Raw genomic sequence first — 15,084 nt, 5'->3', positions numbered from 1 at the left:
GAATCTCGCGCGGTTTGGGATGCTGCTGGCTAATAGCCTGGCCAGCAGACTATCGCTCCCGAACCTGGCGACCCCTACGAGAAGGGGCGCAGCAAGCCGCGCCTGAGGAGAAAATTAGAAATGACCTTCGTCGTCACCGACAACTGCATCAAGTGCAAGTACACCGACTGCGTAGAAGTCTGTCCGGTGGACTGCTTTTACGAAGGCCCGAATTTCCTGGTGATCCACCCGGATGAGTGCATCGATTGCGCGCTGTGCGAACCTGAATGCCCTGCTGTGGCTATCTTCTCTGAAGATGAAGTTCCGGCCGGCATGGAAAACTTCATCGAGCTGAACGCTGAGTTGGCCGATATCTGGCCGAACATCACCGAACGCAAAGAACCGCTGCCCGATTCCGCAGAATGGGATGGCAAGCCAGGCAAGATCGCAGACCTCGAACGCTGATTACCCCCGCGTTCCCGAAAAAGGCCCCACAAGGGCCTTTTTGCTTTTCTGCGGGCAAAAAAAGGGGCGGTTTGACCCGCCCGCATTTTTTTCCCTACTCCCTGTGTTCCTTTTCATCGTCCTGATGAATCGCTTCCTGCGATGTCCTTTCCCCTCATCCTTGAAGGGCGTGTCTGTCCGTCGACACAGCCTGAATATTAGAGCTTTCCCCTCCGGGATCAATCGCCCCCTAGGGCGAAACCTTACTGTCACACTTCATCGACTATAAAAAATATCCCTATGAATCAAAAAGATAGACACATGCAGCGTTCGATATAGACGACTGCCAGGGTGTAAAAATAACGAACACTTACGCAAGAGTAAGCCAAGACTTACAGCACGAAACCACAATCCCGAGCGGATTCTGCCCCCGGGCCAGGCAAAAAAAAACCCCGAGCCAGTCGGGGTTTTTCATGCCATCGCAGTGAGTGCCTTACTGGAACAGCGACTCGCTCGACAGACCATTTTTTTCCAGGATCTCGCGCAGCCGCTTCAAGCCTTCCACCTGAATCTGTCTGACCCGTTCCCGGGTCAGGCCGATTTCCAGGCCCACGTCTTCAAGGGTGCTGCTTTCATGACCGCGCAAACCGAAGCGGCGTACAACCACCTCGCGTTGCTTGTCGGTCAGCTCCGAGAGCCATTGATCGATGCTCTGGGACAGGTCGTCGTCCTGCAACAGTTCGCATGGATCGGTTGGGCGGTCGTCAGTGAGGGTGTCCAGCAGGGTTTTATCAGAATCCGGACCCAGCGAGACGTCGACCGAAGAAACCCGCTCGTTAAGGCCGAGCATACGCTTGACCTCTCCCACCGGTTTTTCCAGCAGGTTGGCGATTTCTTCAGGTGAGGGTTCATGGTCGAGTTTTTGCGTCAGCTCCCGCGCGGCCCGCAGGTACACGTTCAGCTCTTTGACCACATGGATCGGCAACCGGATGGTCCGGGTCTGATTCATGATTGCGCGTTCGATGGTCTGGCGAATCCACCAGGTCGCGTAGGTCGAGAAGCGGAAACCGCGTTCCGGATCGAACTTCTCCACCGCCCGGATCAAGCCGAGGTTGCCCTCTTCGATCAGGTCCAGCAGCGACAGCCCACGATTGACGTAACGTCGGGCGATTTTCACCACCAGTCGCAAGTTACTTTCAATCATGCGTTTGCGCCCGGCCGGATCGCCACTTTGCGACAGGCGCGCAAAATGAACTTCTTCTTCGGGTGACAGCAGAGGAGAGAAACCAATTTCATTGAGATACAGCTGCGTGGCATCAAGTGCCCGCGTGTAGTCAATGTACTTATGTTGTTTCAACGATGCGGAGTGTTTGGATTTGGCACGAACGGAAGGTGGAGCCGCCCCTTCATCATTCGACATCGAATCCGTATCGATGCTGCTCTCCATCAGGAGAACCTCATCGTCGATGTCAAACTCCGGCACTTCTTTACTGAGAGCCATTGTTATAGTCCTTTGGTGAGTTCGACCTCAAGCTCAAGCGGCGCCTTTATCCCTGGCAACGCTGGAGCCTGTCCCCTCTACGCGACGGAACAGGCTGGTAAGCGATCAACGTCGTGGCAGGAACTGCAGCGGATCTACAGGTTTACCTTGGCGGCGAATCTCAAAATGCAGTTTCACCCGGTCTGTACCCGTTGACCCCATTTCGGCAATTGTCTGCCCAACCTTGACCTGCTGCCCCTCCCGAACCAACAACCTGCGGTTATGTCCGTAGGCACTGACGTAGGTTTCACTGTGTTTGATGATCACCAGTTCGCCGTAGCCCCTTAAGCCACTCCCGGCGTAAACCACCGTCCCATCAGACGCAGCTAAAACAGGCTGTCCCAAATCTCCGGCGATATCAATTCCTTTATTCAAACTACCGTTTGAAGAGAATTTTCCAATCAGAATGCCATTAGATGGCCATCCCCAGCCGGTCGGGGCTGGCCCGGGAGGGGGCAATGGAGCGGGTGCAGGCTTGTTCGCGACGGACGGTACAACCGTCGTTGTGCTGGCAGTCGAACCGTTTACCGGACGACGGATAACCGTGGTTTTACTCGACGACGAAGGTGTTGAACTGGACGAACTGACCACCGCCGTCGACGCTGAATCGCTTCGACCATCAAAGCGAATCGTCTGACCCGGATGGATAGTGTAAGGCGCGGCAATGTTGTTGCGTGCCGCGAGGGCCTTGTAGTCCCAGCCGTAACGGAAGGCGATGGAGAACAGGGTGTCCTTGGGCCGAACGACGTATTGTCCGGTGGTCACTGCTGGACGCTGGGCCGCGGCATTGTTGCGGTCCACCACACGAACATCGCTGGATTTGTTGCTGGAACAACCAACCAGCAAGGTGCTCAAGACAAGGCCAGTCACCAGGCGCTGAAAGCTCGTTTTACTCATACGCTGCGCAATGACTGTGAGACTCACCCGCCGCTCCCTCTGTGGTGGCTGAAAATGTGAAATACCGGAGTCCGGCATGAACTGTCGCAAGTATAACGGGCCGTGCACGCTTTACCTTTTATGTGGCGAATCGGTGTTGCGCACACGTTTGCTGCCTGACGATGAATCCCGTTCAACCGAACGATGCCGCTGTAAGACAAAGGCAATCGAAGAGAATTCAGCGTGTCGAAACAAATGCTCAGGCCAGTGGCCCATTGAGCAATGGCACGAAGCGCACAGCCCCCAGAACATGCCTGGAAAAACCCTGTTCCTCGCGGATGATCAGCATCAACTGCTGGACTTCACCGGACCCGACCGGGATCACCATTCGCCCTCCCGGCGCCAACTGGTCAAGCAGTGCCTGGGGCACATCGGTCGCCACTGCGGTGACGATAATCCCGTTGTATGGCGCCAGTGCCGGCCAGCCCTCCCAGCCATCGCCCCAGCGGAACACCACGTTGCGCAGGTTCAGTTCGACCAGGCGTTCCTTTGCCCGATCCTGCAAAACCTTGATGCGCTCGACCGAGAACACTCGCTCGACCAGTTGCGACAGTACCGCCGTCTGATAACCCGACCCCGTACCGATCTCCAGCACCTTGTCGAGAGGACCGGCTTCCAGCAGCAGCTCGCTCATGCGCGCCACCATATAAGGCTGGGAGATGGTCTGGTTATTGCCAATCGGCAGCGCCGTGTCTTCATAGGCACGGTGCGCCAGCGCTTCGTCGACGAACAGGTGACGCGGGGTCCGACGAATGACCTCCAGCACCCTGGCGTTGGAAATGCCTTCCTCGTACAGGCGCTGGATGAGCCGCTCCCGGGTCCGCTGGGAAGTCATACCGATGCCGCGACGCAGCATATCGTCTTGTTCGCGACTCATCAGCGTAGCCCCTCCAGCCAGCCGTCCAGACTCCTGAAGGCATCATTGAATGTGCGATCCAGTTGCAGTGGCGTGATCGAAACATAACCCTGCATCACCGCATGGAAATCGGTACCCGGGCCGCCGTCTTCGGCATCCCCGGCCGCCGCGATCCAGTAACCGGACTTGCCCCGCGGATCCACCACTTTCATCGGTGCCGCGGCTCGGGCGCGATGGCCCAGGCGAGTCAACTGGATACCGCGGATACGCTCCAGCGGCAAATTGGGAATGTTCACGTTCAGTACCGTGCGCGGTGGCAGATCCAGGTCAGCATGGGCTTCGACCAGTTTGCGCGCGAAATAGGCAGCTGTGGGAAGGTTCTCTACCTGACGTGAGACCAGTGAAAAGGCAAACGAAGGGTGCTTCAGGAAACGTCCCTCAAGGGCCGCCGCCACCGTACCGGAATACAGGACATCGTCCCCCAGGTTCGCACCCAGATTGATACCGGAAACCACCATGTCCGCTTCGCGCTCCAGCAGGCCGTTGAGGCCCAGGTGCACGCAATCGGTTGGCGTGCCGTTCACGCTGATAAAGCCGTTGGCCAGGGTTTGCGGGTGCAACGGACGGTCGAGCGTCAGCGAACTGCTGGCGCCGCTTTTGTCCTGGTCCGGGGCGATAACCACGCATTCGGTGTAATCCGCCAGCGCAGCATAAAGCGCGGCGAGTCCGGGTGCGGTTACCCCATCGTCGTTAGAAATCAGAATACGCATGGGCTGTCCGTCTGCCCCACCGGCACCAGATCAACAAGCTCGCGCACCAATACGGTGGCGAAGCATCCGGCCGGCAGGACGAATTCCAGTTGCAGAATGTCAGGCTCGGGATAATGCCACGTCAACCCGCCAATGGGCAGCCGCAGGATGCGACGTTCGTGGCTCATACCGGCGTTGATCAACCAGTCACGCAAATCCGCTTCGCGTGCGGCGATGGCCTGCTCCAGTTCATGGACAACGCCCGTGGTCGGCGAGTCACCTTCGCCCCACTGCGGACCGGTCGGGTGCAGATCGAGAATCGCCAGGCGCGGGTCGCTGCACTCGGCTTCGCCTGCCGGGAAAAAGCTGCGGCTGTCGGTGAACGCCAGCAGATCGCCCACCTGGGCACGCTGCCAGGTGCCATCGGCGACACGCGCGGCCAGCACCTGATTGAACAGAAAACTGCGCGCTGTGGAGAGCAGCCGCGAGCGCACGTTGCGCTGCTCCGGCAAGGCCTTGCGTGCGGCCCAGGCGCGGGCATCGACAACGTTACCGCCGTCATGGCCGAAGCGCTGAGCGCCGAAATAATTGGGGATGCCATGTTTCGCGATCAGTTGCAGACGCTCCTCAATCGCTGCCTTGTCGCCAGCCAATTGCGTCAGGCGCAACGTGAAGCCGTTGGCCGAGTGCGCACCGCGTTGCAGTTTGCGCTTGTGGCGGGCGGTCTTGAGGATCTTCAGAGTATCGTTTTCCGCGGCCGACAGATCAGGGTCGGCCTTGCCCGGCAGTTGCACACTGAACCACTGACGGGTCAACGCCTGACGGTCCTTGAGCCCTGCGTAACTGACAGTGCGCAACGGCACGCCAGCCGCCTTGGCAATCCGCCGCGCCGCTTCTTCTGTGTTCAGACCACGCTTTTCCACCCAGATCCACAGGTGTTCGCCTTCGCCACTCAGGGGAATGTCGAGGACTTCGTCGACCTGAAAATCTTCCGCGATCGCTTTCAGTACCGCCGTGCCGAGGGCCTCACCGTAAGCTCGCGGGCCGAGCAATTGCAGTTCGTTCATGCGCGCAGCAACAAGGCAACGGAGTGCACGGCAATGCCTTCTTCGCGACCGACGAAGCCAAGCTTTTCGGTGGTGGTAGCTTTCACGTTCACTTGATCCAACTCTACTTGAAGATCCGCGGCAATCAGCGCGCGCATCGATTCGATATGCGGGGCCATTTTCGGCGCTTGGGCGACAATGGTGTTATCGACGTTGCCGACTTTCCAGCCTTTGGCATGGACCAGTGCGACGACATGACGCAACAGCGCACGGCTGTCGGCGCCCTTGAACTGCGGGTCGGTATCCGGGAAATGCTTGCCGATGTCTCCCAGCGCCGCGGCGCCGAGCAAGGCATCGCTCAAGGCGTGCAAGAGGACGTCACCGTCAGAGTGAGCGAGCAATCCGAAACTGTGTGCAATGCGCACACCGCCCAGAGTGATGAAATCGCCTTCAGCGAAACGGTGCACATCATAGCCGTGGCCAATACGCATAAAAAAACGCCCCGATTTTTGTCAGGGCGTGATTCTACCTGCATTAGACGCCTAGAGCGCGTCCGTGATGCTGCAAGTGGTCGTCGATGAAACTGGCGATGAAGAAATAACTGTGGTCGTAGCCGGGTTGCAGGCGCAACGTCAGCGGATGACCAGCCAGTTTAGCCGCCTGTTGCAGGGCTTCAGGCTTGAGTTGGGTGGCGAGGAAATCGTCGCGATCGCCCTGATCCACCAGCAGCGGCAGCTTCTCGTCGGCCTCGGCGATCAATGCACAGGCATCCCACTCGCGCCATTTCGACCGGTCTTCACCCAAGTAGCGGGAAAAGGCTTTCTGCCCCCACGGGCAATCGATCGGGTTGTTGATTGGTGAGAATGCCGACACCGACTGATAACGCCCTGGATTGCGCAACGCGCAAACCAGCGCACCATGGCCGCCCATGGAGTGGCCGCTGATGCCGCGCTTGTCCGACGCCGGGAAATGCGCTTCGACCAATGCTGGCAATTCCTGCACGACGTAGTCATGCATCCGATAGTGCCGCGACCATGGTTCCTGCGTGGCGTTCAGATAAAACCCGGCACCGAGACCGAAGTCCCAGGCACCATCCGGATCGCCCGGCACATCAGGACCGCGCGGGCTGGTGTCCGGTGCGACGATGATCAGCCCCAACTCGGCGGCCATGCGCATGGCGCCCGCCTTTTGCATGAAGTTCTCGTCGGTACAGGTCAGGCCGGACAGCCAGTACAACACCGGCAGCTTGCCGCCCTGCTCCGCTTGCGGCGGCAGGTACACGGCAAACACCATGTCGCAGCCGAGTACTTCTGAGCGATGGCGATAGCGTTTGTGCCAACCACCAAAACTTTTCTGACAGGAGATATTTTCCAAACTCATATGAATTTCAGCTGCAAGTTGCAAGCTTCGAGCTGCAAGAGGGCGGTGAGCCCACTTGCAGCTTATGGCTTGAAGCTTTTCGCTGCTCCTTAGAAATGAATGACGCTACGGATGCTTTTGCCTTCATGCATCAGGTCAAACGCCTTGTTGATATCTTCCAGGCCCATGGTGTGGGTGATGAAGGTATCCAGAGGAATTTCACCGGTCTCGGCCATTTCCACATAGCTCGGCAACTCGGTACGGCCGCGCACGCCACCGAACGCCGAACCGCGCCAGACGCGGCCGGTGACCAACTGGAACGGACGGGTTGAAATTTCCTGACCGGCACCGGCCACACCGATGATCACCGACTCGCCCCAACCCTTGTGGCAGCACTCAAGCGCGGCACGCATCAACTGCACGTTGCCAATGCATTCGAAGGAGAAGTCGACGCCGCCATCGGTCATGTCGACGATGACTTCCTGGATCGGACGATCGAAGTCTTTCGGGTTCACGCAATCGGTTGCACCCAGCTGCTTGGCGATCTCGAATTTGGCCGGGTTGATGTCGATGGCGATGATCCGGGCAGCCTTGGCTTTTACGGCGCCGATAACGGCCGACAGACCGATGCCGCCGAGGCCGAAAATGGCCACGGTGTCACCCGGTTTCACCTTGGCGGTGTTCAGCACCGCGCCGATGCCGGTGGTGACACCGCAGCCCAGCAGGCAGACTTTTTCCAGTGGCGCTTCTTTAGCGATCTTGGCCACGGAGATTTCCGGTAGCACGGTGTACTCGGAAAAGGTCGAGGTACCCATGTAGTGGAAAATCGTCTCGCCCTTGTAGGAAAAGCGAGAGGTGCCATCCGGCATCAAGCCTTTGCCTTGGGTCGCGCGGATCGCCTGGCAGAGGTTGGTTTTGCCCGACAGACAGAATTTGCACTTTCGGCATTCCGGGGTGTACAGCGGGATCACATGGTCGCCGACCGCAACGGACGTCACGCCCTCGCCAATAGCTTCCACGATCGCCCCGCCTTCATGGCCGAGGATCGACGGGAAGATGCCTTCCGGGTCGGCCCCGGACAGGGTGTAGGCATCGGTATGGCAGACACCGGAGGCCACCACGCGCAGCAACACCTCACCAGCCTTGGGCATGGCGACATCGACTTCTACGATTTCGAGGGGTTTCTTGGCCTCGAAGGCAACGGCAGCGCGCGACTTGATCATGGTGGTTCTCCAATGAATAAAAACGAGACAGGGAGTGTAATACAGCGCCTTACAGTGAATAATCCAGACAAAAGCAAAACATTATTGCTGCACAGGGATAATCATCCATGTCCGAAAACCGCTGGGAAGGCATCGACGAATTTGTCGCCGTGGCCGAATGCAGCCAGTTCACCGCTGCCGCGGAACGCCTCGGAGTTTCTTCATCCCACATCAGTCGACAAATTGTACGCCTCGAAGAACGCCTGCAAACCCGTTTGCTCTACCGCAGCACCCGCCGGGTCACGCTGACCGAGGCAGGGCAAACCTTCCTGCAACATTGCCAACGCTTGCAGGATGGACGTGAAGAAGCATTGCGCGCGGTCGGCGACCTGACCAGCGAACCCAAAGGCATGCTGCGCATGACGTGCGCCGTGGCTTACGGTGAACGCTTCATCGTGCCGCTGGTGACGCGTTTCATGGGGCTGTATCCGCAACTGCGGATTGATATTGAACTGACCAACCGGCAACTCGACCTGGTACATGAGGGCCTCGATCTGGCAATTCGCCTGGGGCGTTTGCAGGATTCACGACTGGTCGCCACCCGCCTCGCGCCACGACGGATGTTTCTCTGTGCATCACCTTCCTACCTTGAACGCTACGGTCGGCCACACAGCCTTTCGGAACTGAGCCGCCACAACTGCCTCATCGGCAGCTCGGACCTCTGGCAACTGGAGCAGAACGGGCGGGAATTTTCGCAAAGGGTGCAGGGAAACTGGCGCTGCAACAGCGGGCAAGCAGTACTTGATGCCGCGCTACAGGGTGTAGGGCTGTGTCAATTGCCGGACTATTACGTGTTGGAGCATTTGAATAGTGGCGCGTTAATTTCGTTGCTGGAAGCGCACCAACCACCGAACACTGCGGTTTGGGCGCTGTACCCACAGCAACGGCATTTGTCGCCGAAGGTGCGCAAGCTGGTGGATTATTTGAAGGAAGGGTTGGCTGAACGGCCGGAATACCGGAGTTAGAAATGGGTCGGTGTGTCAGCGGAAGGCTGGTTGTCCGGGCCGCCGCCATCGCGGGCAAGTCGGGTCGCCGCACCGCCGCTCCCACAGTGGTCGGAGGCGATAACAAACCTTGTAAACACCAATGAACCCTGTGGGAGCGGGCTTGCCCGCGATGGCAATCTATCAGACGCTGGAAGAATCAGCGGCGATTAGCCCAACGCTGTCTCAGCCACTCAAGATCTTCAGGACGCGTAACCTTGAGGTTGTCGGACCGCCCTTCAATCAGCCGTGGCGCCAGCCCCGCCCACTCCATGGCCGACGCTTCGTCGGTGATCACCGCATCAGCCACCAGACTGTCCGCCAATGCCCGATGCAACGCCCCAAGGCGGAACATCTGCGGCGTGTAGGCCTGCCAGATCACGCTACGATCCACGGTTTCGACCACACGACCGTGCTTGTCGACGCGCTTGAGCGTATCCCGCGCCGGGACCGCCAGCAGTCCGCCGACAGGATCGTCAGCCAGTTCAGCCAGCAGCTTGTCCAGGTCGTCACGACTGAGGTTCGGCCGTGCGGCATCATGAACCAAAACCCAATCCTCATCATCAGCACCCTGTGCGTGCAAATACAGCAACGCATTGAGCACCGACCCTGAACGTTCAGAACCGCCCTCGACCCGGGCAATCCGCGGATCACTGGCACACGCCAGGCTCGGCCAATAAGGATCGTCAACAGCAAGACTGACCACCAAACCTTTCAGGCCTGGATGACCAAGGAAACAGCCGAGGCTGTGTTCGAGAATAGTGCGCCCGCCCAGTTGCAAGTATTGCTTGGGACGGTCCGCGGCCATACGGGCACCGACGCCCGCGGCAGGAATCACGGCCCAGTAGGCCGGTAACGATTTGATCATTGGGCCAACTGGTAAAGGGTTTCACCGTCCTTGACCATGCCCAACTCATGGCGAGCCCGCTCTTCAACGGTCTCCATGCCCTTTTTCAACTCGCTGACTTCAGCGTCCATCACCCGATTGCGCTCCAGCAATGTCTGGTTCTCGGCCTGCTGATCCGCGATCTGCTGAGTCAGGTCGGCCACTTGCGCCAGGCTGCCATTTCCCACCCACAGGCGGTACTGCAGGCCAGCCAGCAGAAGGAGCAAGACGAGGAACAACCAATTGGGACTGCGCATCGAATATCAGGTATCCAGTGAAAAAAGACAGCCATGCCAAACGTGAAACTACTGATAGCACGAAGCCTGGAAGACCCAGGCTTGTGCTTATAAGGCATCAGATTAGTGGCAAAAACGTCGCTGTAGCGATTTTTTTCGACACAATCCGCTGACTTTTTACCTTATCAACCGCGGAATTCGCCGCGACCGTTGTACTTGGCTTTGCCGTTCAGCTGCTCTTCGATACGCAGCAGTTGGTTGTACTTGGAAACGCGGTCGGAACGGCACAGGGAGCCGGTCTTGATCTGGCCAGCCGAGGTGCCCACGGCCAGGTCGGCAATGGTCGAATCTTCGGTTTCACCGGAACGGTGCGAGATCACGGCGGTGTAACCGGCAGCCTTGGCCATCTGGATGGCTTCCAGGGTTTCGGTCAGGGTGCCGATCTGGTTGAACTTGATCAGGATCGAGTTGGCGATCTTTTTATCGATGCCTTCTTTCAGGATCTTGGTGTTGGTTACGAACAGGTCGTCGCCTACCAGTTGGGTCTTCTCGCCGATCTTGTCGGTGAGGATCTTCCAGCCAGCCCAGTCGGACTCGTCCAGGCCATCTTCGATGGAGATGATCGGGTAACGCTCGGTCAGGCCTTTGAGGTAGTCAGCGAAACCTTCGGCGGTGAACACCTGGCCTTCGCCGGACAGGTTGTACTTGCCGTCTTCGTAGAATTCGCTGGCCGCGCAGTCCAGCGCCAGGGTCACGTCGGTGCCCAGCTTGTAACCGGCGTTGGCCACAGCTTCGGAGATCACTTTCAAAGCGTCTTCGTTGGAAGCCAGGTTTGGCGCGAAGCCGCCTTCGTCACCGACGGCAGTGCTCAGGCCACGGGCCTTCAGCACGGCTTTGAGGTGGTGGAAAATCTCGGTGCCCATGCGCAGGCCTTCCGAGAAAGACTTGGCGCCAACCGGCTGAACCATGAACTCCTGGATATCGACGTTGTTATCGGCGTGCTCGCCGCCGTTGATGATGTTCATCATCGGAACCGGCATCGAGTAGACACCCGGGGTGCCGTTCAGGTTGGCGATGTGAGCGTACAGCGGCAGGTCCTGGTCCTGTGCTGCTGCCTTGGCCGCGGCCAGGGAAACGGCGAGGATCGCGTTGGCGCCCAGGGAACCTTTGTTTTCAGTACCGTCGAGCTTGATCATTGCCAGATCGAGCGCTTTCTGGTCGCTTGGGTCCATGCCTTTCAACAGGTCGCGGATCGGACCGTTGATGTTGGCTACAGCTTTGAGAACGCCCTTGCCCAGGTAACGGCTCTTGTCGCCATCACGCAGCTCGAGCGCTTCACGCGAGCCAGTGGAAGCACCGGACGGCGCGCAGGCGCTGCCGATGATGCCGTTGTCGAGAAGCACGTCCGCTTCCACGGTGGGATTGCCACGGGAGTCGAGAACTTCACGACCTTTGATGTCGACGATTTTAGCCATTGTTGTAAACACTCCAAAGTTGACGAAAACGCTTACTGCTCGATTTATAACTTGTAGGTCACATTTGTAGGAGCCGGCTTGCTGGCGATGGGGCCCGTAAGGACGCTATCGCCAGCAAGCCGGCTCCTACAACCGGATTCCGATGTTACGCGGTTTCTACCGTCGGAAAACTCTTCACCAGCTCGTCCAGAGCTTTGAGCTGGGCCAGGAATGGCTCCAGTTTGTCCAGACGCAAGGCGCAAGGACCGTCGCATTTGGCGTTGTCCGGATCCGGGTGGGCTTCCAGGAACAGGCCGGCCAGGGACTGGCTCATGCCGGCTTTCGCCAGATCGAGGACCTGGGCGCGACGACCACCAGCGGAATCAGCGCGACCGCCCGGCATTTGCAGCGCGTGGGTCACGTCGAAGAACACCGGGTATTCGAACTGCTTCATGATGCCGAAGCCGAGCATGTCGACGACCAGGTTGTTGTAGCCGAAGCTCGAACCACGCTCGCAGAGGATCAACTGATCGTTACCTGCTTCCACGCACTTGTTCAGGATGTGTTTCATTTCCTGGGGGGCGAGGAACTGGGCTTTTTTGATGTTGATCACCGCACCGGTCTTGGCCATCGCGACCACCAGATCGGTCTGGCGCGACAGGAAGGCCGGCAACTGAATGATGTCGCAGACTTCAGCGACGACCGCAGCCTGGTCGGGCTCATGGACGTCGGTGATGATCGGCACGCCGAAGGCTTGCTTGATGTCCTGGAAAATCCGCATGCCCTCTTCCAGGCCAGGGCCACGATACGAGGTCACGGAGGAACGGTTGGCCTTGTCGAAGCTGGCCTTGAACACGTAAGGAATACCCAGTTTCTGGGTAACCTTCACGTACTCTTCGCAGACCTGCATCGCCATGTCACGGCTTTCCAGCACGTTCATGCCGCCGAACAGCACCATTGGCTTGTCGTTGGCAATCTCGATATCGCCTACACGGATGATCTTCTGCGCCATAGGGTTCAAGCCTTCTTCTGGTGTTGAGCCAACGCTGCCTTGACGAAACCGCTGAACAGCGGGTGACCGTCGCGTGGCGTCGAGGTGAACTCAGGGTGGAACTGGCAAGCGACGAACCATGGGTGATCCGGTGCTTCAACCACCTCAACCAGTGCGCCATCACCGGAACGACCGGAGATTTTCAAACCGGCTTCCATGATTTGCGGCAGCAGGTTGTTGTTCACTTCGTAGCGATGACGATGACGCTCGACAATCACGTCCTTGCCGTAGCAACCGTGAACCAGCGAGCCCGGCTCCAGCAGGCAATCCTGCGCGCCCAGGCGCATGGTGCCGCCCAGATCGGAAGTTTCGGTACGGGTTTCGACTGCGCCGGTGGCATCTTCCCACTCGGTGATCAGACCCACGACCGGGTGACCGCTTGCACGATCGAACTCGGTGGAGTTGGCGTCTTTCCAGCCCATCACGTTACGGGCGAACTCGATAACGGCCACTTGCATGCCCAGGCAGATACCCAGGTACGGAACCTTGTTTTCGCGAGCGTATTGAACGGCAGTGATCTTGCCTTCAACGCCACGCAGACCGAAGCCGCCCGGCACCAGGATGGCGTCGACGCCTTCAAGCAGCGCGGTGCCCTGGTTCTCGATGTCTTCGGAATCGATGTAGCGCAGGTTGACCTTGGTACGGTTGCTGATGCCGGCGTGACTCATCGCTTCGATCAGCGACTTGTAGGCGTCCAGCAGCTCCATGTACTTGCCGACCATGGCGATGGTGACTTCGTGCTCAGGGTTGAGCTTGGCATCGACCACGGCTTCCCACTCGGACAGATCGGCGCCGCCGCATTGCAGGCCGAAACGCTCGACGACAAAATCATCCAGGCCCTGGGAGTGCAGGATGCCCGGGATCTTGTAGATGGTGTCAGCGTCTTCCAGGCCGATCACCGCACGCTCTTCAACGTTGGTGAACTGCGCGATCTTGCGACGCGAGGATATATCGATCGGGTGGTCGGAGCGGCAGACCAGCACGTCTGGTTGCAGGCCGATGGAACGCAGCTCCTTCACCGAGTGCTGGGTTGGCTTGGTTTTGGTTTCGCCGGCAGTGGCGATGTACGGCACCAGAGTCAGGTGCATCAGCATCGCGCGCTTGGCGCCGACTTCGAAACGCAGTTGGCGGATCGCCTCGAGGAACGGTTGCGACTCGATGTCACCCACGGTGCCACCGATCTCGACCATTGCCACGTCGGCATCGCCGGCACCCTTGATGATGCGGCGCTTGATTTCGTCGGTGATGTGCGGGATCACCTGGATGGTTGCACCCAGGTAGTCACCACGGCGCTCTTTGCGCAGCACGTGTTCGTAGACACGGCCGGTGGTGAAGTTGTTGTTCTGGGTCATGGTCGTGCGGATGAACCGCTCGTAGTGACCCAGGTCCAGGTCGGTCTCGGCGCCGTCGTGGGTGACGAACACTTCACCGTGCTGGAACGGGCTCATGGTGCCCGGGTCGACGTTGATGTACGGGTCCAGCTTCAGCATGGTGACCTTAAGTCCCCGCGCCTCCAGGATGGCCGCCAATGATGCCGATGCAATGCCTTTCCCCAATGAAGAAACAACACCGCCCGTGACGAATATGTAGCGCGTCATGAAAAACCCTAGAAGTCTGCGTTAAAGCGGTCCGAGCCGCCGGGGAAAGCGAAGGAAGGCCGAAGCCCCCGATCACCTGCATTAATCACAGTGCACCTTTCAAAAAAACCGCCGCGTTGGGACAGACCGGAAAAAGAATCACCGGTTCGTTGCTCGCTACACATTTTTTGGAATCGCCCAGCAAAGACTGCTTGGTAATCGGCAACTCCTGCAATTCAGGCGAATCCACAGAAGTTGTATCAAGAAGGGAGCGTAGTCTACCGGAAAGCCCCTTTCAGCTCAAACCTTGATCTTCGTTCAGTGGCTGCCAATGCAAATGCCAGTCGCCGATCACACTACCATCAAGCCCCTTGAGGTTCGCTACCGCGAGCAATTGCCCCTCTTTGTAGAGCAGCGGCAATCTGCCGCGCACGAAGGACGGTACACCGCTTTCATTGAGCAAACGTTTCAGGTCCCGATGGCCGCGACCAGGCAAAGCCATGATCTCTCCCCCTTCACGATAGCGGATCTGTAACGGGCCATCGGGGATTTGCCCGGTGAGCGAAAGCACACCGTTGTCCGCAATTGCCAGCGGTGAAGCCGGGTCCTGCCACGCGCCAGCGGCGGGTAGCGGACGCAACCAGCAGCCGGACAGCCACCAGATCCGCCCGCCCGCCCGATGCAGTTCGCCATCGGCCAGCCGCCACACCCGGCAGGCATCGCCGG

16 protein-coding genes are annotated in these 15,084 nt (G+C 58.7%); 2 read left to right on the top strand and 14 right to left on the bottom strand.

Annotated elements, in window-relative coordinates:
* Positions 1-120 precede the first annotated feature (120 nt).
* Positions 121-444, top strand: a complete 324-nt coding sequence (gene fdxA / locus PMI31_RS18560) for a ferredoxin FdxA (protein ID WP_008019794.1) — start codon at positions 121-123, stop codon at positions 442-444.
* Between the two features lie 472 nt (positions 445-916).
* Here fdxA and rpoS read toward each other — a convergent pair whose 3' ends face one another.
* From rpoS to PMI31_RS18520, 8 genes are all read right to left on the bottom strand, one after another.
* On the bottom strand, positions 917-1,924 hold the full coding sequence (gene rpoS, locus PMI31_RS18555) for an RNA polymerase sigma factor RpoS (protein ID WP_007990225.1): 1,008 nt from the start codon (positions 1,922-1,924) through the stop codon (positions 917-919).
* A 105-nt stretch (positions 1,925-2,029) separates the two neighbouring features.
* The gene (locus PMI31_RS18550) at positions 2,030-2,887 is read right to left on the bottom strand and encodes a peptidoglycan DD-metalloendopeptidase family protein (RefSeq protein ID WP_008019793.1); all 858 of its coding nucleotides are present in this window, start codon (positions 2,885-2,887) and stop codon (positions 2,030-2,032) included.
* 211 nt (positions 2,888-3,098) lie between these two features.
* Entirely contained in the window at positions 3,099-3,734 is a 636-nt protein-coding gene (locus PMI31_RS18545; protein ID WP_177323574.1) for a protein-L-isoaspartate(D-aspartate) O-methyltransferase, read from the bottom strand.
* Positions 3,735-3,775: 41 nt separating this feature from the next.
* Entirely contained in the window at positions 3,776-4,525 is a 750-nt protein-coding gene (surE, locus tag PMI31_RS18540; RefSeq protein ID WP_008019791.1) for a 5'/3'-nucleotidase SurE, read from the bottom strand.
* Positions 4,513-5,571: a tRNA pseudouridine(13) synthase TruD gene (gene truD, locus PMI31_RS18535; protein WP_008019790.1), complete on the bottom strand. Its 1,059-nt coding sequence runs from the start codon at positions 5,569-5,571 to the stop codon at positions 4,513-4,515. The genes surE and truD overlap by 13 nt, the downstream gene beginning before the upstream one ends.
* Positions 5,568-6,041, bottom strand: coding sequence for a 2-C-methyl-D-erythritol 2,4-cyclodiphosphate synthase (gene ispF, locus PMI31_RS18530; protein ID WP_007970721.1), 474 nt, complete (start codon positions 6,039-6,041; stop codon positions 5,568-5,570). The genes truD and ispF overlap by 4 nt, the downstream gene beginning before the upstream one ends.
* Before the next feature lie 43 nt (positions 6,042-6,084).
* A complete protein-coding gene (gene fghA / locus PMI31_RS18525) occupies positions 6,085-6,930 on the bottom strand; it encodes an S-formylglutathione hydrolase (protein ID WP_008019789.1) in 846 nt (281 codons plus the stop codon).
* A gap of 89 nt (positions 6,931-7,019) precedes the next feature.
* Entirely contained in the window at positions 7,020-8,132 is a 1,113-nt protein-coding gene (locus PMI31_RS18520; RefSeq protein ID WP_008019788.1) for an S-(hydroxymethyl)glutathione dehydrogenase/class III alcohol dehydrogenase, read from the bottom strand.
* 107 nt (positions 8,133-8,239) lie between these two features.
* On the opposite strand from PMI31_RS18520, the gene PMI31_RS18515 reads away from it, so the two are divergent.
* On the top strand, positions 8,240-9,136 hold the full coding sequence (locus PMI31_RS18515) for a LysR substrate-binding domain-containing protein (RefSeq protein ID WP_008019787.1): 897 nt from the start codon (positions 8,240-8,242) through the stop codon (positions 9,134-9,136).
* A gap of 178 nt (positions 9,137-9,314) precedes the next feature.
* Here PMI31_RS18515 and ispD read toward each other — a convergent pair whose 3' ends face one another.
* The 6 genes from ispD to tilS all read right to left on the bottom strand — a co-directional run.
* Positions 9,315-10,022: a 2-C-methyl-D-erythritol 4-phosphate cytidylyltransferase gene (gene ispD, locus PMI31_RS18510; protein ID WP_008019786.1), complete on the bottom strand. Its 708-nt coding sequence runs from the start codon at positions 10,020-10,022 to the stop codon at positions 9,315-9,317.
* Positions 10,019-10,297 (bottom strand): cell division protein FtsB, encoded by a 279-nt coding sequence (gene ftsB, locus PMI31_RS18505; RefSeq protein WP_008019784.1) that lies wholly within the window; start codon positions 10,295-10,297, stop codon positions 10,019-10,021. Before ftsB ends, ispD begins: the two co-directional genes overlap by 4 nt.
* A 164-nt stretch (positions 10,298-10,461) precedes the next feature.
* Complete coding sequence (gene eno, locus PMI31_RS18500; protein WP_008019783.1) at positions 10,462-11,751, bottom strand: phosphopyruvate hydratase; 1,290 nt, start codon at positions 11,749-11,751, stop codon at positions 10,462-10,464.
* 145 nt (positions 11,752-11,896) lie between these two features.
* Positions 11,897-12,742: a 3-deoxy-8-phosphooctulonate synthase gene (gene kdsA, locus PMI31_RS18495; protein WP_008019782.1), complete on the bottom strand. Its 846-nt coding sequence runs from the start codon at positions 12,740-12,742 to the stop codon at positions 11,897-11,899.
* A gap of 5 nt (positions 12,743-12,747) precedes the next feature.
* Positions 12,748-14,379 carry a CTP synthase gene (locus tag PMI31_RS18490; protein WP_008019781.1) on the bottom strand — a complete coding sequence of 544 codons (1,632 nt, stop codon included), beginning with the start codon at positions 14,377-14,379 and terminating at the stop codon, positions 12,748-12,750.
* 274 nt (positions 14,380-14,653) lie between these two features.
* A partial coding sequence (gene tilS, locus PMI31_RS18485; RefSeq protein ID WP_008019780.1) for a tRNA lysidine(34) synthetase TilS occupies positions 14,654-15,084 on the bottom strand: 431 nt, incomplete at its 5' end.

The organism is Pseudomonas sp. GM55 (assembly GCF_000282395.1).
GTDB classification, from domain to species: Bacteria; Pseudomonadota; Gammaproteobacteria; order Pseudomonadales; family Pseudomonadaceae; genus Aquipseudomonas; species Aquipseudomonas fluorescens_CC.
This window is presented reverse-complemented; position numbering and strand designations above follow the sequence as displayed.

What these genes read in the sequence shown, in the direction of transcription:
- eno (WP_008019783.1), bottom strand. Translation starts at nt 11,751, where the DNA reads ATGGCTAAAATCGTCGACATCAAAGGTCGTGAAGTTCTCGACTCCCGT.
- PMI31_RS18515 (WP_008019787.1), top strand. Translation starts at nt 8,240, where the DNA reads ATGTCCGAAAACCGCTGGGAAGGCATCGACGAATTTGTCGCCGTGGCC.
- ftsB (WP_008019784.1), bottom strand. Translation starts at nt 10,297, where the DNA reads ATGCGCAGTCCCAATTGGTTGTTCCTCGTCTTGCTCCTTCTGCTGGCT.
- fdxA (WP_008019794.1), top strand. Translation starts at nt 121, where the DNA reads ATGACCTTCGTCGTCACCGACAACTGCATCAAGTGCAAGTACACCGAC.
- ispF (WP_007970721.1), bottom strand. Translation starts at nt 6,041, where the DNA reads ATGCGTATTGGCCACGGCTATGATGTGCACCGTTTCGCTGAAGGCGAT.
- truD (WP_008019790.1), bottom strand. Translation starts at nt 5,571, where the DNA reads ATGAACGAACTGCAATTGCTCGGCCCGCGAGCTTACGGTGAGGCCCTC.
- kdsA (WP_008019782.1), bottom strand. Translation starts at nt 12,742, where the DNA reads ATGGCGCAGAAGATCATCCGTGTAGGCGATATCGAGATTGCCAACGAC.
- PMI31_RS18545 (WP_177323574.1), bottom strand. Translation starts at nt 3,734, where the DNA reads ATGACTTCCCAGCGGACCCGGGAGCGGCTCATCCAGCGCCTGTACGAG.
- ispD (WP_008019786.1), bottom strand. Translation starts at nt 10,022, where the DNA reads ATGATCAAATCGTTACCGGCCTACTGGGCCGTGATTCCTGCCGCGGGC.
- PMI31_RS18520 (WP_008019788.1), bottom strand. Translation starts at nt 8,132, where the DNA reads ATGATCAAGTCGCGCGCTGCCGTTGCCTTCGAGGCCAAGAAACCCCTC.
- PMI31_RS18490 (WP_008019781.1), bottom strand. Translation starts at nt 14,379, where the DNA reads ATGACGCGCTACATATTCGTCACGGGCGGTGTTGTTTCTTCATTGGGG.
- surE (WP_008019791.1), bottom strand. Translation starts at nt 4,525, where the DNA reads ATGCGTATTCTGATTTCTAACGACGATGGGGTAACCGCACCCGGACTC.
- rpoS (WP_007990225.1), bottom strand. Translation starts at nt 1,924, where the DNA reads ATGGCTCTCAGTAAAGAAGTGCCGGAGTTTGACATCGACGATGAGGTT.
- fghA (WP_008019789.1), bottom strand. Translation starts at nt 6,930, where the DNA reads ATGAGTTTGGAAAATATCTCCTGTCAGAAAAGTTTTGGTGGTTGGCAC.